Origin of the sequence: Paenibacillus lentus (assembly GCF_003931855.1) — a bacterium.
Classification (GTDB): domain Bacteria; phylum Bacillota; class Bacilli; order Paenibacillales; family Paenibacillaceae; genus Fontibacillus; species Fontibacillus lentus.
The window spans coordinates 2,850,707-2,873,982 of the sequence record NZ_CP034248.1 but is presented as its reverse complement, the minus strand read 5'-3'; the positions used below and the strand labels follow the sequence as shown (position 1 = coordinate 2,873,982).

The window sequence follows — 23,276 nt, the reverse complement described above, 5'->3', positions numbered from 1 at the left end:
GGCAAAAAGTTACAACATTTTTTACGATATTGAGATATAATTTCCATTATTTATTCACTGAACTGCGGGCGTAAGTTTGTTAAGATGACGGTGGCTCGAACTTTATCGATCAAAGGAGATTATTATCATGATACGCCGCATGAACGCAAAAACACTACTTCTAGTTACTCTAACGCTTTTTATCTGTATTAGTTGCAGTCTGCAGCCGCCCATTATAGCGATGGAGCAGAACAATCCTTTTCAGGACATCGACAACAGCTATGCTAAAAAAGAAATTATTGCACTATATAACAACAATATAATGACAGGAACCGAGCCTGATAGATTTGCTCCCAAACAATCAATCACACGCGCTGAATTTCTGACAACACTAGTTCGCTTGCTTCGCCTCACTCCGGTGCAGGCCCAAGTGCCATCTTACAGCGATGTTCCTTCATCTAGTTGGTACTACGGCTACATACAAGCAGCTACGGAAATCGGCCTTGCTGCGGGAACGAGCTCTGGAACGTTTAGCCCTAATCGGCCCCTTAGCCGGCAGGAGGCCGCCGCATGGATCATACGAGCATTCAAACAGCACCCTGCTCCTACTGCTTCCTTGCCGCCATACCGGGATCAATCAGAAATTGCCCCTTGGGCGCTTCCTTATGTACAGACAGTAACTAAGCTGCAATTCATGGTTGGCTACGAGGGCTCTTTTCAACCCAAGCAACAGTTATCCCGGCAAGAAGCCGCTTCTCTTCTTTATCGTATACTAGATTATAAGTCATGGAGCGAAGAATTCGACAGAACGATTCCATCCAAAATTCAACTTGGCTGGCAATATGGACAAACGGCCGAGCAGTATAAGCAAAGCTTGCTAAATTCCAATGTTAACGTGATGTCCCCTCGATGGTACTTCCTTAAAGAAGACGGACAACTGGATGACTATACGGATACTTCTCTTCTTACATGGGCCAAGCAGCATGACAAAGCGATATGGGCTATGCTCGGCAACCGTTTTGATATGGAAGCGACGCATGATCTTCTGTCCTCGCAGTCCAAAACTACAAGCTTCACGCGCAGTATTATTGCATTTGTGCAAAAGTATGGACTGCAGGGGATCAACGTCGATTTTGAAAATGTACATCCGGATGACCGCGCTAACTTCACCCGCTTTATCAAACTGCTCAGTGAGCAAATGCATGAGGTTGGAGCTGTTCTCTCAGTCGATGTGTCACCAGAGCTTGGTACAGATTGGACGGCAGCATTCGATTACAAGGCTATAGGACAATATGCCGATTATGTTGTCTTGATGGGATATGATGAACATTGGACTGGAGGGCCAACTGCTGGACCTGTTGCCTCTTTGCCTTGGGTACGCAGCGGTCTTGATACTTTGCGGCAGGATGTTCCCGATCATAAGATCATTCTCGGGGTGCCCTTATATAACCGCGATTGGGTGATCAAAGCTAATAACAACTCGGTCACTGTTCCCAATTCCACTTATATTACCATGGAAGAGCAAACCGAACTGATGCAAAGTTATAGACTAAGCCCTTCCTGGAATAGCACACTGTCTCAGTATACTATGGCTTATTTTAACAAAGGGCTTCACCACCAGATATGGCTGGAGGATTCCCGCTCTCTATCACTTAAATACCAGATGGCTTTAGAGCGAGATGTCGCCGGATTTGCCTACTGGCATATCGGCGGTGAGACCCCGGATATTTGGACAAGTCTGAGCAATGCCGAGCGTTATTCCTCGTACTCATTCTATTAAACCAATAAACTTGATAGAAAGAACCATTCCCCTTCGTGCAGGAATGGTTCTTTTGCTTGATTTAAATTTATACTCCGAATGACGCCGGATCCTCACGCCAGGATTTAAGCAATGCCAAATCATCTTGCTTGACGATGCCTTTCTCCACAGCAACCTCGATAAGTGAAGCATAATTGGACAGCGTCTGCAGCGGAAGACCTGCCTCCCGGAAGGCTAGCGTGCCCTTGTCCAGTTCATAATTGAATATGGCGAGCACGGCCAGCGGCTCGGCACCGGCCTCTCGAACAGCCTGTGCTGCTTTAATAGAGCTGCCACCGGTCGAGATCAGATCCTCGATGACGATCACCTTTTGCCCCGGTTTGATCAAGCCTTCGATCAGATTCTCCTTGCCGTGTCCCTTAGCTTTATCACGTACGTAAATCATCGGTAATCCAAGCTTCTGGGAGACGAAGGCGGCATGAGGAATTCCTGCGGTAGCCGTTCCTGCAATCACCTCTGTCTGTGGATAGTCACGACGAATGATTGCAGCAAATGATTCTGCGATCAGGTCACGGATGTCTGGATAGGACATCGTTAGACGATTGTCGCAATAAATTGGTGATTTGATTCCTGATGTCCAAGTAAAAGGCTGGTGAGGACGCAGAGCGACCGCCTCAATATCCAGCAATTTCCCAGCTATTTCTAGAGCAATTTGATTAGTATTTACCATGCTTCCTTCATCTCCTCAATAATAAGCTCAGCAGCGCGTCGTGGATCTTGTGCCTGGGTAATCGGTCGCCCAACGACGATAAAATCCGTTCCTTGACGCATTGCGTCCCCTGGAGTAAGCGTGCGGAACTGATCTCCCGCAGCGCTGCCCGCCGGGCGTATACCTGGGGTTATCGTCTTGAAACTTTCCCCGCAGTGCTTTTTGATCGCCTGTACTTCCAACGGGGAGGCGACGACTCCATGTAAACCAGCCGCTTTAGCTAATGCCGCATAAGCGACAACAGCCTCTTCCATCGTTCCTGGAATCCCGATTTCCTGATTCAAGGTTTCCTGACTAGTACTCGTTAGCTGAGTCACAGCAATAATAGTAGGCATTGCAAGAGACGGATCGCTTTCAAGTGCCGTCTTCGCCCCTTCTAAAGCAGCAGCCATCATTTTAAGTCCCCCAGCAGCATGTACATTGAACATGTCGACGCCAAGCCGGGTCACGCTGTTAGCTCCACCCTTCACGGTATTCGGAATATCATGCATTTTCAAATCCAGGAACACCCGATACCCACGCTTCTTCAGTTCCCGAACAAAGTCTGGGCCTACTGCATAATACAGCTGCATCCCCAGCTTCATATAACAAGGAATGCCCTCCAAATCAGTAATGAGCTTCCGCGCTTCCTCCGCCGTCGGATAATCGAGTGCGATCATCAGGCGCCCAGCAGCTTGTTCAAATGTACTCATTATTTAACTTGTCCCCCCGTCATACTTGCGGCTCCGAAGCATAAAGCTTCCGGAGCCGCGTTAATTTCCTTGATTATAGCGGATAACCTTTTACAGAACAGGCATGGCTTGTGACGAGAAGTTGATCGTCTCAAGCATGTTCAGCAGCGCACGTACCGTATCAAGCGAAGTCATACATACGATACCATTTTCGACGGCTTCCCGGCGAATGCGGAATCCGTCGCGCTCAGGCTCCTTGCCTTTAGTAAGTGTATTGATGACGAAGTGAGCTTCCCCATTGCGAATCAAGTCCAGAATGTTCGGAGATCCTTCACTTAATTTGTTGACTGTTGTGACATGGATATTTGCGGCTTGGAGCGCAGCTGCCGTGCCGCCAGTCGCTAGAATCTTATAGCCCAGATTGGAAAATCCGCGAAGAATCTCTACGGCCTCTTCCTTATCTTTATCCGCTATGGTAGCGATAATCGCTCCTGTCGTCGGAATTTTCATTCCAGCCCCTACAAGACCTTTATACAGTGCCTTCGCATACTGCGGATCGCGTCCCATTACCTCGCCCGTCGATTTCATTTCAGGCCCCAGGGTTGGCTCCACACGGCGCAGCTTCGCAAAAGAGAATACCGGAACCTTCACGGAGACATAATCCGTCTCAGGCCACAGCCCGTCTGTATATCCCAGATCCTTCAGCTTCGCGCCAAGAATGCACTGTGTAGCTAGGTTAGCCATCGGAATATTCGTCACCTTGCTCAAGAACGGAACAGTCCGTGAAGAGCGTGGATTTACCTCGATAATATATACTTCGTCATTGTAAATAACAAACTGAATGTTAACAAGCCCAACCGTCTTCAATTCTTTAGCAATCCTGATCGTGATGTCTGCTATTTTATGTTTCAGTTCCGGAGATACATGCTGAGGCGGATATACGGCGATGGAGTCGCCGGAGTGTACCCCAGCTCTTTCCACATGCTCCATAATCCCCGGAATTAACACGGTTTCTCCATCGCAAATTGCATCGACTTCCACCTCTTTGCCGAGCATATAGCGATCGATAAGCACTGGATGTTGTGGGTTGATGTTAACTGCCTCTTCCATATATTTCAACAATTCTTGGTCGGAATATACAATTTCCATGGCGCGCCCGCCAAGCACGTAGGATGGACGTACTAGAACCGGATACCCTAGCGATTGCGCTGTACCGACCGCTTCATCCACAGAGGTTACTGTACTGCCTTTAGGCTGGGCAATTTTCAATCTGGACAACAACGCCTCGAATTTCTTCCGATCCTCTGCCTCATCGATACTCTCCAGGGAGGTACCGATGATGCGGACGCCGGCTGCTTCAAGCGGGGCGGCAAGGTTAATCGCCGTTTGTCCCCCGAACTGAACGATAACACCGACAGGCTTCTCCTCTTCAATCACGTTCATTACGTCTTCAAAGAAAAGCGGTTCGAAGTAGAGTCGGTCCGATGTGTTGAAGTCCGTCGATACTGTCTCCGGATTGTTGTTGATGATGACTGCTTCGTAGCCCGCCTTCTGAATCGCCCAGACAGCATGCACCGTAGAGTAGTCGAATTCAATTCCTTGGCCGATCCGAATTGGGCCGGAGCCGAGCACGACGATCTTCTCCTTCTCGGTCTGCAATACTTCATTCTCGGTCTCGTAAGTCGAGTAATAATAAGGCGTAGAGGCTTCGAACTCTGCTGCACACGTATCAACCATTTTGTATACCGGTCGCAGGTTATGCTCCTTACGGAACCCAGCCACACTCTCCTCCGTTATATGCATTCCCCCCGGTTGCCCTGCTGCCCGCAACTCGGCAATCGCGCGGTCAGTAAAGCCCAAACGCTTGGCTTCATATAGCGTGTCATATGTTAATATCGGCTCGGATGCAATCTGCTTCTCAAACTGTATAAGGCGCTCGATTTTATCTAGGAACCACCAGTCGATTTTCGTTAAATCTTGTATCTGTTGGAGCTTATAACCGCGACGAAATGCTTCAGCAATCAAGAACAATCTTTCATCGTCCGCTTGAACGAGCCTTTGCTCCAATACTTCCTGAGTTAACTGATCAGTGCCTTTCAAGTATAGACGGTGCGTGCCGATCTCCAAGGAGCGAACGGCTTTATGAATCGACTCCTCGAACGTCCGTCCGATGGCCATCACTTCACCGGTAGCTTTCATTTGCGTTCCAAGCTTACGGTTGGCATGGACGAATTTATCGAACGGCCAGCGCGGAATTTTGCTGACGATATAATCAAGAGTTGGCTCGAAGCAAGCATAGGTTTGCCCTGTAACCGGGTTGACAATTTCGTCTAAGGTATAGCCCAGCGCAATTTTCGCAGCCATTTTGGCAATCGGGTAGCCAGTCGCTTTCGAAGCCAGAGCGGAGGAGCGGCTGACCCGTGGGTTCACTTCAATTACATAGTATTGGAAGCTTTGCGGGTCTAGAGCAAACTGTACGTTACAGCCGCCCTCGATGTTCAAAGCGCGAATAATTTTAAGCGATGCGGAGCGGAGCATTTGGTACTCGCGATCCGACAAGGTTTGGCTCGGAGCAACAACGATGCTGTCTCCCGTGTGAACTCCGACAGCATCAAAGTTCTCCATATTACATACGACGATGCAGTTATCGTTCGCATCGCGCATAACCTCATACTCGACTTCCTTCATGCCGGCGATCGATTTCTCGATCAGGCATTGCCCGATCGGGCTATACCGAATTCCGGAAGCGACGGTTTCCTTAAGCTCTTCCTCCGTCGCACAGATCCCACCGCCCGTACCGCCCAGCGTATAAGCCGGACGAACGATCACCGGGTAACCGATCTCTTCCGCGAACCGCAAAGCTTCCTCCACCGAAGTAATGATGGTGCTCTCTGGCACCGGTTGCTCCAGTTCGCGCATCAGCTCGCGGAACAAATCCCGATCCTCGGCTTTCTCGATCGAAGTTAATTGCGTCCCGAGAAGCTTCACATTTTCGCGCTCCAGCACACCAGCGCGAGCCAGCTCAACCGCCATGTTAAGCCCGGTCTGTCCTCCAAGGGTCGGCAGCAATCCATCCGGACGCTCCTGGCGAATGATTTGGGTGACGAAATCAAGCGTAATCGGTTCTATATATACCTTGTCTGCCATGTTGGTGTCCGTCATAATAGTTGCCGGATTACTGTTGATTAGAACGACTTCTACGCCCTCTTCCTTCAAGGCCTGGCACGCCTGAGTTCCAGCATAATCGAATTCGGCCGCTTGACCGATCACAATGGGTCCGGAACCAATGACGAGAATCTTCCTGAGGTCTTTATTGATCGGCATATTATAGCTCTCCCTTCGCAGCGGCCATTATTTCAGCCTGACGTGATCTTTTTGGATTTTGTTGTTTATGTTCCCTGATCATTTCCAGGAACTGGTCAAACAAATAATTGTTGTCCTGAGGACCCGGCGATGCCTCTGGGTGATATTGCACTGAAAAGGCCGGATACTTCTTATGCCTTACCCCTTCAATTGTCTTATCATTATTGTTGATATGCGTAATTTCCAGCTCCGTCCCGGCAATGGAGGCTTCCGTCACCGCGTAGCCGTGATTCTGGGATGTAATATAGCATCTTCCCGTTGCCAATTCCTTGACCGGGTGGTTCCCGCCACGATGGCCGAATTTCAGCTTCTCCGTATCTGCCCCGCAGGCTAGGGACAGCAGCTGATGCCCTAGGCAAATCCCGAAAATCGGATATTCACCAAGCAGCTCGGAGATCATTTGCACAGCATGTGGCACATCTTTCGGATCGCCAGGACCGTTGGACAGTTGAATGCCGTCCGGGTTGAGACGGCGAATCTCCTCCGCCGTCGTGTCATGCGGTACGATGACTACATCGCAACCGCGCTGATTCAGCTGACGGAGAATCCCATTCTTCGCTCCGAAATCAACAAGCACGATCCGTTCATTCACTCCCGGATTATGGTACAAAAATGATGTGGAAGTGCTTGCTACTTGGTTATGCAGTTCCTCAACGCTGACTGCAGCCATCATGGCTTGAAGCTCTTCTACTGATTTTGCAGAAGTCGTTATGATGCCTTTCATTGTACCTTTCTGGCGAATTTTTCTCGTCAACATTCGCGTGTCAATGTCTGAAATTCCAGGAATGCCATGCTCTTTAAGCAAATCTCCCAGACTGTATTGGGCGCGCCAATTACTTGGAATCGGCTCATAGCGGCGTACAACCAATCCATGAATCGATGGTACGAGCGATTCGAAATCATCTCTGGAAATGCCATAGTTGCCGATGAGCGGATAAGTCATCGTGACGATTTGTCCATAGTAGGAAGGATCGGATACAACTTCCTGGTAACCAGTAACTCCTGTATTAAAAACGACCTCACCTGTCAATTCGCCCTCTGCGCCAAATGACTTACCGATAAATAGCGTGCCATCCTCCAATAACAATCTTGCCTGCATTTCCCCGCACTCCTTTATGCTCGACTTTGGTATCTATTTGTATGAATTTAAGTTGAACTATTGAAATCGATGTAGGCAAGTACGTTAAATGTCCTACGATCACTGTTGTTCCCAAACTTCTTAAGATAATATAGGTTTGGAAATATTATTCCCCTTGTCTGCATCTCATTTTTAATTCATCTATCTATTTAATGATTGCAATTGCTGGCATTCACTATAATTACTGCTCTTGCCAAACGACCTTGCCGCCTACGATTGTTGCAACAGGCCAACCTTTGAGCTTCCACCCGCCAAAAGGAGTGTTACGCCCCTTCGAAGCGAATGTACTCGGATCGACCTCCTGTTCCTTATCAAGATCCACGATCGTTAGATCTGCAGGAGCTCCGGGCTCCAATCTGCCGGCGGAAAGTCCGAATACCCGAGCCGGGTCAGCCGTCATGCGCTGAACGAGCAGGGACAAATCCCAACGTCCGGTCAAGACAAACTTGGTATAGAGAAGCGGGAAAGCCGTCTCAAAACCGACAATTCCAAACGGTGCGAGCTGCATGCCTTTGGCTTTCTCCTCTTCGCTATGCGGCGCATGATCCGTAACGATCATGTCGATCGTACCGTCCTCCAAAGCCTTAATGCAGGCCTCTACATCCCGCTGGGAGCGTAGCGGGGGATTCATTTTCCAATTGGCATCAAGCCCTGGTATATCCGTCTCGGCCAGCAGCAAGTGATGCGGGCATACCTCGGCCGTCACCCGGATACCGATTTCCTTCGCTTGTCTAATCAGCCGAATCGATTGCTCTGTGCTGACATGGCATACATGATAATGTACCCCTGTTGCTTCCGCGAGAAGAATGTCTCGGCCGACATGGATTGCTTCCGACTCGTTCGGAATGCCCTTCAAACCGTGCCGCTTGGCAAATTCCCCCTCATTGACCGGAGCGCCTTCCACAAGCGAGTTATCCTCGCAATGAGCGATAATCGGCATGCCGAGCGACTCGGCAAGAGCCATAGCGTCCTTCATCATTTGCGCGCTTTGCACGCCGACGCCATCATCAGTAAAGCCGATCGCACCCGCTGCCTTCAGCGCTGCAAAATCCGTCAGCTCACGACCAAGCTCACTCTTAGTAATCGCGGCGTAGGGTAGAACGTTAACCAGTCCCGCCTCTTCAGCTTTGCTCTTCACAAGCTCAATCGTCTCCGGCGTATCGATAACCGGGCGTGTATTAGGCATGCAAGCAATCGTTGTAAAGCCGCCCTTAGCCGCCGATCTTGAGCCTGTCTCGATCGTTTCTTTATGCTCATATCCGGGCTCGCGCAAGTGGACATGCATATCGATAAACCCAGGAGTTACCAGCTTGCCATCGGCATCGACGATCTGTTCTGCATTCGTTTGACCTTGGCTTCCTGCATCTATAATCTCTGCAATCATTCCGTCCCGGACATAAATATCCTTCAATTGCAGCTGACCGCTTTCGTCCAATACATTGGCATTTATTATTTTGAGTAGCATAACTTACCTCCGCTCATTGAGTTGCTGTAATCTAGACATCTGTTCAATATAACTGGTATGTTCAGACATTCTGTACCAAGCTGGATGATTCAACATGTTCATGCTAGTGTCTCATCGCTCGTTCCATAACTGCCATCCGAATCGGCACCCCATTCTCCATTTGCTTAAAGATCCGGGATTGGAAATGCTCCACCACGCTGTCGTCGATTTCTACATTCCGATTCACCGGTGCGGGGTGCATGATAATGACGTGCGGGGATAGCCTACCTGCTCTCTCCTCCGTCATTCCGTAATTCAGTCTATACTCCTCGGCCGAGCTCATAATGCCTGCCCCTGCATGACGTTCCAATTGCACGCGAAGCATCATTACTACATCGCTGCACATCGCCTCGTCAATGGATACATATGGAGCATGGCGCTCCAGCTCCGGCGCTCTCATGCTCACGGGTGCGCAGAACTTCACTTGCGCCCCTAATTTCTGCAGAGCCCAAAGATTTGAGCGGGCTACCCGGCTGTGTTTAATATCGCCGATAATCGATACCTTCAACCCTTTTAGCTCGCCGAAATGCTGCTTCATTGTGTACAGATCCAGCAGCGCTTGTGTCGGATGCTCATTATTGCCGTCTCCAGCATTAACGAGCGGAATCGAGACTTTCTCGGCGAGCTCCTCGAGGAGGCCAATCGGCTTAAGGCGAATGACTCCGGCATCGATGCCCATCGATTCCAGCGTGCGAACCGTGTCATAGATGGATTCGCCCTTCTCAACGCTGGAGGAGGAGGCAGTGAAGTTAAGTACTTCCGCGCCTAACCGCTTCTCCGCCATTTCAAAGGAAAAACGCGTTCGTGTGCTATTTTCAAAAAACATATTGGAGATAAAACGATCTTTCAAAATCGGGATAACTTTCTCCGTTTGACCTTCCCAATAAGCGGCCCGATCAAGAATCCAGTTAATTTCTGCACTGCTCAAATGCTTCAAGCCGAGCAAGCTGCGTTCTCTCAAAGCGGAAGCTGCCATCGCCATATCAGCTCTCCTCCCGATGGTGCATAATCCGAACCACGTCGCAGCCGTCGATTTCCTGCAGAAGCACCTCGATCTCTTCAGACTTGGAGGTTGGAACATTCTTGCCGATATAATCCGGGCGGATCGGAAGCTCACGATGACCTCTGTCCGCAAGCACCGCAAGCTGAATGCTCTCCGGTCGTCCGCAATCCATAATCGCGTCCATCGCCGCGCGGATCGTGCGTCCCGTGTAAAGTACATCGTCGAACAAAATGACTTTCTTGCCATGAATCGGCAGCTTGAAGGAATTATCATTCGTTGCTCCCACCGTCTTATTCCGATCATCACGGTAGAATGTTACATCCAGCTCTCCCCATGGGATGCTTGCTCCTTCAATCTCTTCCAGACGCTCGGCAAGGCGCTTGGCTAGAAAAACACCTCGGGTTTTGATCCCTGCAAGTACACATCCCTCAATACCTTTGTTTCGTTCCAATATTTCATGCGCAATTCTTGTAAGTGCCCGCCGAATCGCAGTCTCATCCATAATGACATGTGTATCGATGCTCATCATTTTAGCCTCCTAAAGACGATAAGTTCACCTGGTTCCGTGATAGGCACAAAAAAACTCCTTGCCTGAATCAGACAAGGAGTCGTTAGCCACAGTAAATGACCATGACTATCATGTGGGTATAATGACAGAGACCACCGCACATAAAAAGCGCAGGTCTCCCACAACCCATTCACGTTACCTTGCCAGCCTCACGGGACTGATTTAAAGGTGCTTATTGATTTAAGTGAATTATGACAGAAAGCACCTTAACTTGTCAAGAAGGCAACCTAGATAAAAAAAGAATGGCACCTTAACGAGGATTGGATGTTTATCCTTGCGCTGAAAAGCACATCGCCAAGAACTTTATTTATAATTATACACATATACTAATAATTATACAACACATATTAACTAAACCGTTTAAAATTCAAACTTGATACTTCCAAGACGACGCTTGATCTCCTTGACGACTTCTTCCTCCTCCTCAATCCCATTGGCTTCAAAAGTAACTGAGAACCGCACATATGGACCAGCCTCATCCCAAGGCACCGTTGAAATTAATTTGCGCCGGATTAAATATTGGGAAAAATCCTCCGCCGTCTCAAACGTTTCACCGCCTGTTATTCCTTTAGGTATTTTCACATATAGAAAAAAAGAGCCTCGCGGCTTCCGCGCCTTGAATCCGAGTTTGTTCAGTGCATTTACGAGCAGCTCATGCCGCCTTGAATATTTCATTGCTATTCTTTCCGTAATTTCAGGATGAGCAAGCGCATAAGCTGCTGCCTTTTGAATCGCGATAAACTGTCCCGAATCACAGTTATCCTTCACATCACTAAAGGCCTTTACAATCAGCGGATTCCCTGCAACAAAGCCGATGCGCCAGCCTGTCATGTTATAAGACTTGGATAAAGAGTGAAGCTCGACACCGACCTCTTTAGCACCAGGAATAGACAAGAAACTTAACGGCTTAAGTCCGTCAAATGTCAGAGCCGCATAAGGAGCATCATGAACAACGATGACTTTATTTTTATGGGCCCAATCAACAACTTTAGCAAAAAATTCATAAGTCGCGCTGGCTCCGGTTGGATTATTCGGGTAATTCAAGTAAAGTAGTTTAGCCTTACGCGCAATTTCCTCCGGGATCGTCTCCAGATCAGGCAGAAAAGCATTCTCTTCCGTCAGCGATAGCTTATACACTTCCCCGCCTAAATATTTCGTATGAGTTCCTAGTACCGGATATCCCGGAACCGTCAATAGGGCTAAATCGCCCGGATTAATAAAGCAGTATGGAAGCATCGCCAAAGCCGGCTTGGAGCCGATCGAGTGAACGATCTCCGTCACCGGATCTATGCCTTGAACATTGAAGACATCCTGCAAATACTGCGCAGCAGCCTCCTTGAATTCAGCTATACCATTATCGGCATAACCTCTATTCTCCGGCTTTTCCGCCTCCGCGGCCAGCCTGCCTACTATAGTTGCATCTGCCATTTCATCGGGTTCTCCCACACCCATGTCAATCAGTTCAATATCAGGAAATTCCTTTCTTGCAGCTGCCTTAGCGCGCTTGATTTTCTCAAACTTGTAAATGGCTGTTTCCTTGCCGTAATCAGCTCCGCCGATTCGTTCGGCAAGCTGCTGCATAATATAGGTTTCTTTAAACGGGTTTTGGTTTATTACTGCTACTTTCATATCCTCCATCTCCTTCACACAGTCTACGGTTATATGATCATATAAGCCAAGGAGACGGAGAATGGATAAATCGCGTGATCGTTTGCACTTTTTGCCGGAAACCATGAAACAACACAAAAAAACACCTTCTGCACCGGACTCGCATTTCAGCGAAATCCAGTCAGAAGGTGTTATTGAATTCGATCTGCTTAGCGACTTCTCAGCGAGTGCAGCAGATCCTCCATATCTGCAGGGAATGGGGCCGTAAACTCCATATATTCACCTGTTGCTGGATGGACAAAGCCAAGTACTGCCGCATGAAGCGCTTGGCCTTCAAATTTAATGCCTTTGCTCCGCCCGTACATCGGATCCCCAACTAACGGATGCCCGATAAACTTCATATGCACGCGAATTTGATGTGTCCTTCCGGTCTCCAGCTTCAATTCCAGTAGCGTGTAATCGCCAAAACGCTCCACTACATGAAAATGAGTCACCGCATGCTTGCTATTGCGATCGATGACAGTATACATCTTGCGATCATGTGGATCCCGCCCAATGGGAGCGTCCACCGTTCCCTGATCATGGCTCAGGTTGTCATGAACGAGCGCCAAATACTTCCTTGTCACGGAATGTTCTTTCAGTTGAGCAGCTAACGAAGCATGAGACTTATCATTCTTCGCTGCCATAATCAGTCCCGACGTATCCTTATCAATTCGGTGAACGATGCCTGGACGCAGCTCTCCGTTAATCCCAGACAAATCCTTACAGTGCGCCATCAGGGCATTCACTAGCGTGCCTGAAGAGTGCCCTGGCGCTGGGTGAACGACCATTCCGCGCGGTTTGTTAACAACGATGACATCACTGTCTTCATAGTAAATATCCAGCGGGATATCCTCCGGCACAATTTCTACAGACTCAGCCTCGGGAACCGTTAGTGTAACGCAATCTCCGATTTCGAGCTTATAATTCGTCTTCACTGTTGAACCGTTCACCAGCACAGCCCCATTCTCAATCCAAATTTGGATTTGGGTACGCGAAGTATCATCGCCTAGCTGCTGCTTCACATATTTATCAATCCGCGTCTTGGCTGCTGCCTCGTCTGCCTGCCATTCCATGGGGTTGTTTTCTGCATGTTCATTCAATGTTAGTTTATTCATGACTTATCCTCTTGATCTGCGGCAAGAGCAGTTGATGCCTTCTTCTCCCGCTTAATTTCCAGAAATGAATCCAGAACAATCAAACTGAAACCGATGACAATCGACGTATCGGCCACATTAAAAATTGGAAATGTGTAGCTGCCAAAATTAAACTGCAAGAAATCGACGACTTCTCCTGTCAACAACCGATCCAGGAAATTTCCAAGCGTTCCTCCCAATACAAGGGAAAGAGCGGCCGGCAGCAATTTATTAGGGGATCCCTTCACTTTTTGCATATACCAAACAACGCCTATAACGACAACGATCGTAAATATGATAAAAAACAAACGCTGATTCTCCAAAATCCCAAAAGCCGCGCCCCGGTTACGATGTGAAGTAATCAGGAAGAAGTCCCCGATGATGGGAATTTGCTCTCCTATTGTCATTCGTGTAGCTATCAAATACTTTGTTCCCTGATCAATAAGGAAAATAACAAACGCTATCAAAAAATAAATCATGCGGCAAGTCACCTCGTTTTTCATTTCCCCCGCATCTTCTGGCGGAAGGATTAACCACATGTAAGCCCTGTATATTGTAGCACAGCAGGAATTAAGTCGTCCATGTAAGATAGTATTTTCCGTAGGTAAATTGTCGTACATTGACGCAAAATAGAATATGACCAATGCCCATGCGACTACTTTTCGGGCTGAAAGGAGATCTGACCATGCCCCACCTTACAAAGCAGCTTATTTCAGAGCTTGAAGCCGAGCTGCGTTCCGAGCAACAATCCATCAAGACCAAACTGTCCGCCAACGATCACTACGGTCTGAACCGAAGCATTCGCGATAATACCAGCGAACTCAGCGCGGTCGACAACCACCCTGCTGATATCGGAACAGAGTTATTCGAACGAGGCAAGGATTTGGCACTCACTGATCACGATGAGCTGCACTTGACTCGCGTAGAAGACGCGCTGGAACGTATAGCCGATGGAACTTACGGCTACTGCCTGACCTGCGAGAAGCCGATCGATATTCAGCGCCTAAAGGCGATACCAGAAACAGCTTACTGTAAAGAGCACAGTCCCCAGTCTAACGTATCCATGCATCGGCCTGTCGAGGAGCAATTCCTGCATCCTCCATTCGGCCGCACCAGTCTAGATGAGCGTGCTGACGAGACAGAATTCGACGGAAAGGACGCTTGGCAAATCGTCGAGAGCTATGGTACATCGAACTCCCCGGCTATGGCGGAGGAGGACGAGATCGATGATTACAATGACATGGAAATCGAGGCCAGCAATGAGCTGGATGGCTTCGTCGAGCCCTATGAAAGCTTTGTCGCTACAGACATTTATGGTCAAGAGGTATTCTTTTATCGTAATGGCCAGTACCGCAAGCATATGAGCGCCACGGAATATTTGGACAGCGAGGAGTCATTAGGCGACGGGCCGAATACGTACTAAACTACCTGAACCGCTAATTGCTCCACCTTAAGCTAATACGTATTGAGCTCTAATTGCCGCTGGACAATTCGAACGATATCGGCGATGTAGTCTCCGATAATTGGCAAATTCAACGCCCCAAGAATCTGCAGGATATAAATGATCGTTGCCGCAAAAAAAGTGAAGCCAATGGCGATCCCCACGCCCCTAGCTGTCCCGGCTAGAATATTGCGCCAGATCAAGCTCCATGGACGATACAGCAGTTCAGAGTATTCGGTAATTCGCGATTGCTCAAGCTGATGCGCCCACTTTAAGGTCAGGTTATACATGACGTTCATTTTCTCGTCGGCCGATGGATTTCCAACATGATCATGAATCTTATTAGTATTTGCTAAGTTTGCTGGGTCTGCTGGTGTATTTGGTGCACTTGCTATATTTACTGTATTCACTGCATTTCCTGCGTCTTCTTTCCGTCTACGCTGAATCATCCGGCTATCCCATCCTTTACTGAAGGCAGACTTAGAAGTACTACTGAACACAAACGAGCCAGGGTTCCCTTAAAACAGGGAATGCCTAAGCTCGTTTGTGTTTGCGTTCTAAATATTATTGCCGCCAGTCGGGAGTACCATTCAACGATTAAGCTTCGATATGAATTCCAATCTTCTTCGTGCCAAGATCTGCGCTCTCAACTTCGCCCTCCAGTTTGGCGAACTTCACATCCGTAATCAGCACGTTATCGCGAAGTACCTGCTCGAAAGCTTCGATGGCCGCTTTCAGTTCATCGTCTACATCGAGAGTCAAATGCACTCTCTTCTCAATTGGCAGATCCAGCTTCTTGCGGGTATCTTGGACCGCGCGAACAACCTCGCGTACCCAGCCCTCCTGCTCCAGCTCCGGCGTAATATCGGTATTCAGCGCTACCGTGATGCCATAACCCGATGCAGAAGCAAAACCAGACTTCGCCTGTTTGTCGATCAGTAGCTCTTCCGAAGTAATATGAAGTTCTTCCCCTTCCGGAGAGGTTACTTTGATCGAGCCGCTCTCAACCGTACGGCGAGTTTCCTCAGGTGCTAGTCCCTTCAGAAAGCCCTGTAGGAAGCCCACATTCTTGCCGTATTTCTTGCCGGCCACCTTCAAATTCAGCTTAAGCGTGAAATCGACAAAGCCGCTGTCACTTGTCTCCAACTCGATTCTCTTGACGTTGATCTCATCCTTGATGATTCCTTCGTATTCAGCAACCGCAAATTCACGATCCATAGAAACGATCAAGCTCGTTAGCGGCTGACGCGTTTTGATCCCAGTCTCATTCCGTACATTTCGAGCCAATTCAACAATTTGACGCGCAGTCTCCATATCCTTTTCAAGCGTCTGGTCGATCAAAGCTTCATCCGCCTTTGGATAATCCGCTAAGTGTACGCTATCCCCGCCGCCAAGATTCGTGTAAATATCCTCCGATAATAGCGGCGTATACGGTGCCATCAGCTTGGAGAGTGTCAACAACACATGAATCAGCGTCTGATAAGCGGATACCTTATCCTCCCCAAGGCCGCTGCCCCAGAAACGATCACGAGAGCGGCGGATATACCAGTTGCTTAACTCATCGATAAAGCCTTCAATCGCTTTGGCCGGATTCAGGAAGTCATTTACAGCCAGCCCTTTATTCACGACCTGGATCAAGCTGTTGAGACGGGACAGAATCCAGCGATCCAGCTTGCTCTTGGACGGCCGGAACTCGTGCTCCTCTGGATTGAATCCGTCGATTCCAGCATACAATGTCAGGAAGGAATGCGTGTTGACCAGCGTATCCACCACTTTGGATTTCGCTTCGGCGACAATACCCTTGGAGAATCGCTTGCTATTCCATGGCGCACTGTCAGACAGCAAGGCCCAGCGGAAAGCATCCGCTCCAAATTCGTTGATAATATCCCACGGATCAATGACATTGCCCTTGGATTTAGACATTTTCTGTCCATTTTCATCGAGGATATGGCCTGTTGAAATGACAGCCTTATAAGGAGCTTTACCATTAAAGAGCGTAGATACCGCAAGCAAACTGTAGAACCAGCCGCGCGTTTGGTCAATTCCTTCGCAAATCATATCGGCAGGGTACTGATCCTCGAATACTTTATTATCGCCGAACGGGTAGTGATGCTGCGCAAATGGCATGGAGCCGCTGTCGAACCACACGTCAATCACTTCGGATGTACGCTCCATAATTCCGCCTTCACAATGCGGGCAGTGCAGCTTCACTTCATCCACATAAGGCTTATGCAGCTCAAGATCTTCGGATACGTCACCTACGGCATGCTCTCGCATATCTTTATGGCTGGAAGGTGCATATTCGCCTTTACAAGAGTTACACATCCACACGTTAAGCGGGGTCCCCCAGTAACGATTGCGGCTAATATTCCAATCTACTAGATCCTCAAGGAATTTACCGAAACGGCCTTCGCGAATATGCCCTGGATACCACTGTACGCCATTATTGTTGGCGATCAACTGATCCTTCACCGCCGTTGTCTGAATGAACCAGCTTTCCATTGCATAGTACAACAGCGGCGATTTGCAGCGCCAGCAGAACGGATAACTGTGCTCGTATTTTTCTTTGGAGTACAGCAGACCGCGTTCAGACAGCCATTTTACGATATCCAGATCGCAATCTTTCACAAAACGGCCGGTGAAATCGGCTACTTCATCCGTATAACGCCCCTGTGTGTTAACCACGCTGACGAATTGAACGCCGTTCTCGCGGCACACTCTATAGTCGTCTTCACCATGAGCAGGAGCCATATGGACGATCCCTGTACCGCTGGCATCTGTAACAAAGTCCGCCCCTAAAATAACGAGTCCGTTCTCCGGCGCAACGTAACTAAACGGCGGGGTATAAGATTGGCCTACAAGCTCGGCGCCCTTCAGCGTTGACAGTACTTCAAATTCGCCTTTGAGGACATCATCGGCCAAATTTTTGGCAACGATATATACACCATCCTCCTGCTTGGCACGAACATATTCCAACTCCGGGTTGACGGCAAGAGCTACGTGAGCAGGCAGCGTCCAAGGCGTTGTCGTCCAGGCAAGCACAAATTCTCCGCTGTCCTTCAGCTTGAATTTTGCGGTCGCACTCAGGTCTTTTACGTCTTCATACCCTTGTGCGACTTCATGGGAACTAAGCGTCGTTTGGCAGCATGGACAATACGGACTTACACGATGGCCGCGATAGAGCAATCCCTTCTGGTGAATTGTCGATAAAATATTCCACACGCTCTCAATGTACGTATTCTCCAGCGTGATGTATGGGTTATCCAGATCGGTCCAATAAGCGATCCCTTCCGTTAACTCTCGCCATTGCTTCTCGTATTCGAATACGCTATCCTTACACTTCTTCACGAACTTCTCTACACCATACTTCTCAATCTCCTGCTTGCCGGAAATACCCAACTGTTTCTCGACACCGAGCTCGACAGGCAGACCATGGGTATCCCAACCTGCTTTTCGAACCACACGATAGCCGTTCATCGTCTGATAGCGGCCAATAAAATCCTTGATTACCCGACCCAGAACGTGACCGATATGCGGTGCACCGTTAGCCGTAGGCGGACCTTCATAGAACACATAATTCGGCCGCCCCTCACGATTTTCCATACTGCGCTTAAATGTATTCTCCTGCTTCCATTTATGGAGGATGCGCTGGTCACGAGCTCTCGCCTGTTCTTTAACATCTACTTTTTTCATTCTAAAGCGACTTCCTTTCAATCCATAGTATTTACAGCAAACAATTATTAGGAACAAAAAAAGCCCCGCCCCATAAGGGACGAGACCTGTGCTCGCGTTACCACCCTTGTTCCATGTCGTCAAAGTCCTTCCAATTCTGAAGTACTTTCGACCGACATGACACTTTGCTCCCATACGCTTCATATGGGGCCGGTATAACGGCCGGCAGCCGGATAAAGCTTACGCTTTCCTTACTGAAATCTCAGCTTATCTTCTCCGGGATGATATTCCGTCTGTGTCTTGAACGTTGACTCGCAGCAATTCATCAACTCTCTGAGAACAAAATCACAGCGTACTGGTTCCCATCATCAAATTACATATGCACGTTATAATATGTCTATAGTTATAACTTATTATTACCCGCCCTGTCAACAAGACTGACGATTAGTAAATTTCTTTGATTTCACGCTCGCGTTGGCGCTCATGATCCTCAAGCCGATCGCGATCCTCAAGCGATTCCCATCCATCATGGCTGAGCAGATCAAGCTGAGCCTCGACCAATGTCCGGAAGCGAGCGCGGTAAATCGAGGCCTGCTTCTTCAGCTCCTCGACTTCCATAGCGATTTTTCGCGATTTGGCCAACGACTCATTGACGATGCGATCCGCGTTCTTCTCAGCTTCTTTGACGATAAGCTGTGCTTCTTTCTTCGCATTATTCTTCACTTCATCCGCCGCTTCTTGCGCTACGATGATAGTTTTGCTGAGCGTTTCTTCAATATTTGCAAAATGATCCAGTCTCTCTTGTACAGCCAACAATTGGCTTTGAAGCTCCTTATTCTCCCGGATCACAATCTCGTAATCTTTAATCACCTGATCGAGAAATTCATTAACTTCGTCTTCATCGTAACCGCGAATACGTCTGGAAAATTCTTTATTATGTATATCCAGCGGCGTTAATGGCATGTTGTGCACCTCCTAAAAAATTCGAAACCTCCCCTGAAGGGAAGCATGTACAGCACAAGTGTTGTTGTTAAATTCGACAGGAATCTCTGAACTCCTGCAAAGTAGTCACACAAATTTACCGATTCGGACACGGTGTCTTCCTTTTTTCGTCATGCCGTCCGTCTCCAACACCTTGAATCTGCCGAATCCTTGAAGTGCTACAATGTCGCCAGATTTTAACGGCTTGGATGGATCTTCCTCCGTCTTCCAATTCACCCGGCAGCGTCCCGCTCTAATCGGCACAACAATCTTGCTCCTGCTCAGGCGGAATACATCGCCCGCAATCCCGTCCAAACGTAAAGAAGCCACCGTGATGTCCAGCGGCTCAAGCGTAGCGTCTGCCGTTCTTAGCGCTTTAAGTTCAAGCACCTCGGTCATAACGTTAACCCGGTGAACCTGACGGAGATTCATATCCAGAAACACGGATATTTCCTCCGTGACGATGACATGACATCCATCCTCGCGGACATGAATATCGCCAACCTTGTCCCGTTTAAGGCCAAGGCCAAGGATGGCCCCCAAGTAATCGCCATGCTGAAGCGAGGCCAGTTTCTGATCATCGGAGGAAATGCTAAGCACCTTCATTCCCATCGGCTCTGCTTCAATATCCCGATAATCCGGAGCGATCAGTGCCCGCCGCCGCTCCGCTTCCGGGAATCCGCCGTCCAGACGGATGTGGACATCGGCATGTCGATTTGCCAGGCTCTCCACAATGTGGCATTGACGTGGATCCAGGAAGTCGCTTAATTTCGCTTCATGATAATCCCCCGCATTGACAACCCACTCCCAGACCCGGTCTACAAACGGACGCTCCTCCGGAAGGAAATGTTCGTATATATTTGCCCGCATAAAGGTCATATCACCTCAACACGAAGTTCAACACGCTAATCAAACCAAATACAGCCATCCGCAGGACGAAAATAGCGACGATCGGCGAGATATCGATCACACCCATAATCGGCGGGATAAATCGTCTAAACGGAGCCAAGAAAGGCTCGACCAGCTTGCCCAGCAGCTCTCCAATAAAGCTCTCACGGACGTTCGGAACCCAAGACATCAAGATATAAATCAAAACCATGTAAAAATATATATCATGAAGCATCCATATTATTCTATAAATATCAATTCCCAAGCTGCCTTCACCTCATTCTGTTATTATATTCCTGATCTTCTGTCAGGATTTCTGTAATCGAGCCTTGTATTTCTACCGTATCCGGCGTACAGAGAAATATGTTGCCGCCGATTTTGGAAATACTGCCGCTAAGCGCATAGATCGTGCCGCTTAGAAAATCAATAATGCGCATCGCTTGATCATTGCGTACTCTTTGTAAATTGACGACAACCGACCTGTGCGAGCGCAAATGGTCGGCAATTTCCTGTGCTTCGTCGTAGGAACGCGGTTCATATAAGATAACCTTCACGTTCTTCTGTGAGTGGATGCTGACTACGTTGTTGATCTTTTGATTTCTGCGAGCTTCAAAGCTTGGCGCCTCAAATTCAACTTCCTCTTGTTCCTGCAGCTTCTCACGCTCCACGATTTCTTCTTCTTCCTGAAGGCCCAGAAAATTCATAAACCGATTCATTACTCCCATTACGTCTCCTCCCCTTTCCCTACCAAAAGAGTCCCCAGGCGTACCCAAGTCGCCCCTTCCTCAATCGCTATTTCAAAATCTCCCGACATCCCCATCGACAGTTCGGTTAACGGTTCCTTCGTAATTTTCTGGGCATTCAGCTGATCTCTTAACTCACGAAGCCCCCGGAATACTGGACGCGTTAGCTCCGGATCGTCCTCGATTGGAGCCATCGTCATTAGTCCAATAACCTTAATGTGAGAAAAAGAGTCGATTTCCCGCAATAATTGAGCCGCATCCTCTGGACGGACTCCATGCTTGGATGTTTCTCCAGATACGTTGACCTGCAGAAATGCAGATACCGTAATTCCTTGAGCCGCTGCCCGTTTCTCAAGCTCCTTGGCCAGGGACAGACGATCCAGAGAATGAATATATTGAAATTTACCAATAACGTCCTTGACTTTATTACTCTGCAGATGGCCGATGAAGTGCCATACTCCTCGCCCTTCAAGCGCCTCCCATTTTGGTACCGCCTTCTGTGGGCGATTCTCCCCAATATGAACGATGCCTTCATCCAGAAGCAAGCCTGTCGTCTCCATGCTCACATACTTTGTCACCGCGACCACATTGACGTCGTCCCGGTCACGTCCGCTTCGCTCACACGCGGCCTGAACAAGGCGCTCCACCTGCTGAATCCGATCTTTGAGTGACAAAGAAAGGATCACCTCACTTTCATGCCAATCCAGCTAGCCATCCTTCCGGTTACCCCGTTGTGCTTGCGATAAGAGAAGAACTTATCGGAATGACAGCTTGTACACCATGTTGTACATTCGATATGAGTCGGCAATATTCCTGCTTTTATCATAATGATTCGATTCAATTCTTTCAAGTTCAGCATGCATCTGCCCGGATTGATGGAGGGAGTGGCGAATGCAGCGATGTTCTCGCCCTCTCCCATTCTTGCTCTTACTTTCGACATCACCACTTCATCCACCTCATAGCAGCAATCCCCAATCGATGGCCCGATCGCAGCCCGAACATCCTCTCTGCGGCTTCCAAACTCCCGTTCCAGCGTTTCGATTACTGCTGCGGCAATATAACCTACCGTTCCCTTCCAGCCCGCGTGAGCCAGGCCTACGGCTTGATGAACCGGGTCAAAAAAGTAAAGCGGGACACAGTCGGCATAAAATGAAGTCAGTAAAATTCCGGGAACGTTTGTGACCAGCCCATCCGTGTTTTGAAACGCTCCCTCACGATCAAAGTATCCTCGGCCCTTGTCTTCCTTCGTCACAACGGCTACATGCGTTCCATGAACCTGCTCGCCGCAAGTCCATGCGCTAGGTTCAAAGCCAAGCGACTCCGCCAAAATACGGCGGTTTTCCAGTACCTCTGTCGGATCGTCGCCGACATGATAGGCCAGGTTCAATGTATCATAAGGCGAGCCGCTCACTCCTCCCCTACGTCCGCTAAACCCTGCACTAAGCATAGGGCTTGCATTACTCCAGCTCTCCAGAATGAACTTTTCCGGCTCCCCGGTAATCTCTATAGCTTTCCAATTAAACGGCTCCATCATCCACCTCTTTCGTGCATCTCCTGAAATAGACTATAGACTTCAGTTTACCATAAGGCAGGCGGGTTTACGAAGGGACTGAACTCCAGCCTTGATTGTCAGCTAGCCTCGGCGCTCGGCTCTCCCATCCCGATCAATGTAAACAGTTGTTTCGAATTGCTGGGTTCCGTTCTGGGCCAAGCCGTCCATCTTGACTAACACGACATCAGAACCGATTTTCACAATATTTTTCCATGGAATGATTAAATCGCTCCCCCCTCCGAACAATCCCATGAACTTGCTATTAACTGGAACAACAATTGCTTCAATGATCCCCTGCTGTAAATCAAGCTCCAAATCACTAATATGTCCAAGTCGTTTTCCGTCTACGACATTAATAACATCCTTGGTTTGAAAGTCAGAAATTTTCATACTAGCCCCCCGCCTATCGTTCAAATTTACAATTTCCTGCTTTCACTGTAGCCATATGTATGATGTATATGA

21 protein-coding genes and 1 other annotated feature are annotated in these 23,276 nt (G+C 48.6%); of the genes, 2 read left to right on the top strand and 19 right to left on the bottom strand.

Going from position 1 to position 23,276, the window contains the following annotated elements; all coding sequences use genetic code 11:
- Positions 1–127: 127 nt before the first annotated feature.
- Positions 128–1,759 (top strand): S-layer homology domain-containing protein, encoded by a 1,632-nt coding sequence (locus tag EIM92_RS12735; protein WP_125082959.1) that lies wholly within the window; start codon positions 128–130, stop codon positions 1,757–1,759.
- Positions 1,760–1,826: 67 nt separating this feature from the next.
- Here the strand turns inward: EIM92_RS12735 and pyrE are convergent, their stop codons facing one another.
- From pyrE to lspA, 10 genes are all read right to left on the bottom strand, one after another.
- Positions 1,827–2,468, bottom strand: a complete 642-nt coding sequence (pyrE, locus tag EIM92_RS12730; protein ID WP_125082958.1) for an orotate phosphoribosyltransferase — start codon at positions 2,466–2,468, stop codon at positions 1,827–1,829.
- Entirely contained in the window at positions 2,462–3,199 is a 738-nt protein-coding gene (gene pyrF / locus EIM92_RS12725; protein ID WP_211344366.1) for an orotidine-5'-phosphate decarboxylase, read from the bottom strand. Before pyrF ends, pyrE begins: the two co-directional genes overlap by 7 nt.
- A gap of 90 nt (positions 3,200–3,289) precedes the next feature.
- Positions 3,290–6,502, bottom strand: a complete 3,213-nt coding sequence (carB, locus tag EIM92_RS12720) for a carbamoyl-phosphate synthase large subunit (RefSeq protein ID WP_125082956.1) — start codon at positions 6,500–6,502, stop codon at positions 3,290–3,292.
- 1 nt (position 6,503) lies between these two features.
- Complete coding sequence (carA, locus tag EIM92_RS12715) at positions 6,504–7,640, bottom strand: glutamine-hydrolyzing carbamoyl-phosphate synthase small subunit (protein ID WP_125082955.1); 1,137 nt, start codon at positions 7,638–7,640, stop codon at positions 6,504–6,506.
- A 220-nt stretch (positions 7,641–7,860) separates the two neighbouring features.
- A complete protein-coding gene (locus EIM92_RS12710; protein WP_125082954.1) occupies positions 7,861–9,144 on the bottom strand; it encodes a dihydroorotase in 1,284 nt (427 codons plus the stop codon).
- A gap of 103 nt (positions 9,145–9,247) precedes the next feature.
- Positions 9,248–10,165, bottom strand: a complete 918-nt coding sequence (locus EIM92_RS12705; protein WP_125082953.1) for an aspartate carbamoyltransferase catalytic subunit — start codon at positions 10,163–10,165, stop codon at positions 9,248–9,250.
- A 1-nt stretch (position 10,166) separates the two neighbouring features.
- The gene (gene pyrR / locus EIM92_RS12700) at positions 10,167–10,712 is read right to left on the bottom strand and encodes a bifunctional pyr operon transcriptional regulator/uracil phosphoribosyltransferase PyrR (RefSeq protein WP_125082952.1); all 546 of its coding nucleotides are present in this window, start codon (positions 10,710–10,712) and stop codon (positions 10,167–10,169) included.
- Between the two features lie 402 nt (positions 10,713–11,114).
- Entirely contained in the window at positions 11,115–12,383 is a 1,269-nt protein-coding gene (locus EIM92_RS12695; protein ID WP_125082951.1) for an LL-diaminopimelate aminotransferase, read from the bottom strand.
- A gap of 188 nt (positions 12,384–12,571) precedes the next feature.
- Positions 12,572–13,477, bottom strand: coding sequence for an RluA family pseudouridine synthase (locus EIM92_RS12690; RefSeq protein ID WP_425464205.1), 906 nt, complete (start codon positions 13,475–13,477; stop codon positions 12,572–12,574).
- 38 nt (positions 13,478–13,515) lie between these two features.
- Complete coding sequence (lspA, locus tag EIM92_RS12685; protein WP_125082949.1) at positions 13,516–14,016, bottom strand: signal peptidase II; 501 nt, start codon at positions 14,014–14,016, stop codon at positions 13,516–13,518.
- Positions 14,017–14,222: 206 nt separating this feature from the next.
- Between lspA and EIM92_RS12680 the strand changes: the two genes are divergently transcribed.
- Complete coding sequence (locus tag EIM92_RS12680) at positions 14,223–14,960, top strand: TraR/DksA C4-type zinc finger protein (RefSeq protein WP_125082948.1); 738 nt, start codon at positions 14,223–14,225, stop codon at positions 14,958–14,960.
- Positions 14,961–14,992: 32 nt separating this feature from the next.
- Here EIM92_RS12680 and EIM92_RS12675 read toward each other — a convergent pair whose 3' ends face one another.
- The 9 genes from EIM92_RS12675 to EIM92_RS12635 all read right to left on the bottom strand — a co-directional run bounded on the left by EIM92_RS12675 (position 14,993) and on the right by EIM92_RS12635 (position 23,204).
- A complete protein-coding gene (locus EIM92_RS12675; protein ID WP_246020957.1) occupies positions 14,993–15,427 on the bottom strand; it encodes a DUF5665 domain-containing protein in 435 nt (144 codons plus the stop codon).
- 148 nt (positions 15,428–15,575) lie between these two features.
- Positions 15,576–18,671 carry an isoleucine--tRNA ligase gene (gene ileS, locus EIM92_RS12670; protein ID WP_125082947.1) on the bottom strand — a complete coding sequence of 1,032 codons (3,096 nt, stop codon included), beginning with the start codon at positions 18,669–18,671 and terminating at the stop codon, positions 15,576–15,578.
- Between the two features lie 72 nt (positions 18,672–18,743).
- Positions 18,744–19,028, bottom strand: a binding site (T-box leader).
- Between the two features lie 66 nt (positions 19,029–19,094).
- Entirely contained in the window at positions 19,095–19,613 is a 519-nt protein-coding gene (locus EIM92_RS12665) for a DivIVA domain-containing protein (RefSeq protein ID WP_125082946.1), read from the bottom strand.
- A gap of 105 nt (positions 19,614–19,718) precedes the next feature.
- Positions 19,719–20,501 (bottom strand): YlmH family RNA-binding protein, encoded by a 783-nt coding sequence (locus tag EIM92_RS12660; RefSeq protein WP_125082945.1) that lies wholly within the window; start codon positions 20,499–20,501, stop codon positions 19,719–19,721.
- Between the two features lie 10 nt (positions 20,502–20,511).
- Positions 20,512–20,754 (bottom strand): YggT family protein, encoded by a 243-nt coding sequence (locus tag EIM92_RS12655; protein ID WP_125085161.1) that lies wholly within the window; start codon positions 20,752–20,754, stop codon positions 20,512–20,514.
- A gap of 37 nt (positions 20,755–20,791) precedes the next feature.
- Positions 20,792–21,244: a cell division protein SepF gene (locus EIM92_RS12650; RefSeq protein WP_110932184.1), complete on the bottom strand. Its 453-nt coding sequence runs from the start codon at positions 21,242–21,244 to the stop codon at positions 20,792–20,794.
- Positions 21,244–21,936, bottom strand: a complete 693-nt coding sequence (locus EIM92_RS12645) for a YggS family pyridoxal phosphate-dependent enzyme (protein ID WP_125082944.1) — start codon at positions 21,934–21,936, stop codon at positions 21,244–21,246. The genes EIM92_RS12650 and EIM92_RS12645 overlap by 1 nt, the downstream gene beginning before the upstream one ends.
- Before the next feature lie 8 nt (positions 21,937–21,944).
- Positions 21,945–22,793, bottom strand: a complete 849-nt coding sequence (pgeF, locus tag EIM92_RS12640) for a peptidoglycan editing factor PgeF (protein WP_125085160.1) — start codon at positions 22,791–22,793, stop codon at positions 21,945–21,947.
- Positions 22,794–22,895: 102 nt separating this feature from the next.
- On the bottom strand, positions 22,896–23,204 hold the full coding sequence (locus EIM92_RS12635; protein WP_125082943.1) for a YlmC/YmxH family sporulation protein: 309 nt from the start codon (positions 23,202–23,204) through the stop codon (positions 22,896–22,898).
- Positions 23,205–23,276 lie beyond the last annotated feature (72 nt).

What these genes read in the sequence shown, in the direction of transcription:
- ileS (WP_125082947.1), bottom strand. Translation starts at nt 18,671, where the DNA reads ATGAAAAAAGTAGATGTTAAAGAACAGGCGAGAGCTCGTGACCAGCGC.
- EIM92_RS12660 (WP_125082945.1), bottom strand. Translation starts at nt 20,501, where the DNA reads ATGCGGGCAAATATATACGAACATTTCCTTCCGGAGGAGCGTCCGTTT.
- EIM92_RS12680 (WP_125082948.1), top strand. Translation starts at nt 14,223, where the DNA reads ATGCCCCACCTTACAAAGCAGCTTATTTCAGAGCTTGAAGCCGAGCTG.
- pgeF (WP_125085160.1), bottom strand. Translation starts at nt 22,793, where the DNA reads ATGGAGCCGTTTAATTGGAAAGCTATAGAGATTACCGGGGAGCCGGAA.
- EIM92_RS12635 (WP_125082943.1), bottom strand. Translation starts at nt 23,204, where the DNA reads ATGAAAATTTCTGACTTTCAAACCAAGGATGTTATTAATGTCGTAGAC.
- lspA (WP_125082949.1), bottom strand. Translation starts at nt 14,016, where the DNA reads ATGATTTATTTTTTGATAGCGTTTGTTATTTTCCTTATTGATCAGGGA.
- EIM92_RS12695 (WP_125082951.1), bottom strand. Translation starts at nt 12,383, where the DNA reads ATGAAAGTAGCAGTAATAAACCAAAACCCGTTTAAAGAAACCTATATT.
- EIM92_RS12710 (WP_125082954.1), bottom strand. Translation starts at nt 9,144, where the DNA reads ATGCTACTCAAAATAATAAATGCCAATGTATTGGACGAAAGCGGTCAG.
- EIM92_RS12690 (WP_425464205.1), bottom strand. Translation starts at nt 13,477, where the DNA reads ATGGAATGGCAGGCAGACGAGGCAGCAGCCAAGACGCGGATTGATAAA.
- pyrE (WP_125082958.1), bottom strand. Translation starts at nt 2,468, where the DNA reads ATGGTAAATACTAATCAAATTGCTCTAGAAATAGCTGGGAAATTGCTG.
- EIM92_RS12735 (WP_125082959.1), top strand. Translation starts at nt 128, where the DNA reads ATGATACGCCGCATGAACGCAAAAACACTACTTCTAGTTACTCTAACG.
- EIM92_RS12665 (WP_125082946.1), bottom strand. Translation starts at nt 19,613, where the DNA reads ATGCCATTAACGCCGCTGGATATACATAATAAAGAATTTTCCAGACGT.
- EIM92_RS12655 (WP_125085161.1), bottom strand. Translation starts at nt 20,754, where the DNA reads ATGCTTCATGATATATATTTTTACATGGTTTTGATTTATATCTTGATG.
- carB (WP_125082956.1), bottom strand. Translation starts at nt 6,502, where the DNA reads ATGCCGATCAATAAAGACCTCAGGAAGATTCTCGTCATTGGTTCCGGA.
- carA (WP_125082955.1), bottom strand. Translation starts at nt 7,640, where the DNA reads ATGCAGGCAAGATTGTTATTGGAGGATGGCACGCTATTTATCGGTAAG.
- pyrR (WP_125082952.1), bottom strand. Translation starts at nt 10,712, where the DNA reads ATGAGCATCGATACACATGTCATTATGGATGAGACTGCGATTCGGCGG.
- pyrF (WP_211344366.1), bottom strand. Translation starts at nt 3,199, where the DNA reads ATGAGTACATTTGAACAAGCTGCTGGGCGCCTGATGATCGCACTCGAT.
- EIM92_RS12675 (WP_246020957.1), bottom strand. Translation starts at nt 15,427, where the DNA reads ATGATTCAGCGTAGACGGAAAGAAGACGCAGGAAATGCAGTGAATACA.
- EIM92_RS12650 (WP_110932184.1), bottom strand. Translation starts at nt 21,244, where the DNA reads ATGGGAGTAATGAATCGGTTTATGAATTTTCTGGGCCTTCAGGAAGAA.
- EIM92_RS12705 (WP_125082953.1), bottom strand. Translation starts at nt 10,165, where the DNA reads ATGGCGATGGCAGCTTCCGCTTTGAGAGAACGCAGCTTGCTCGGCTTG.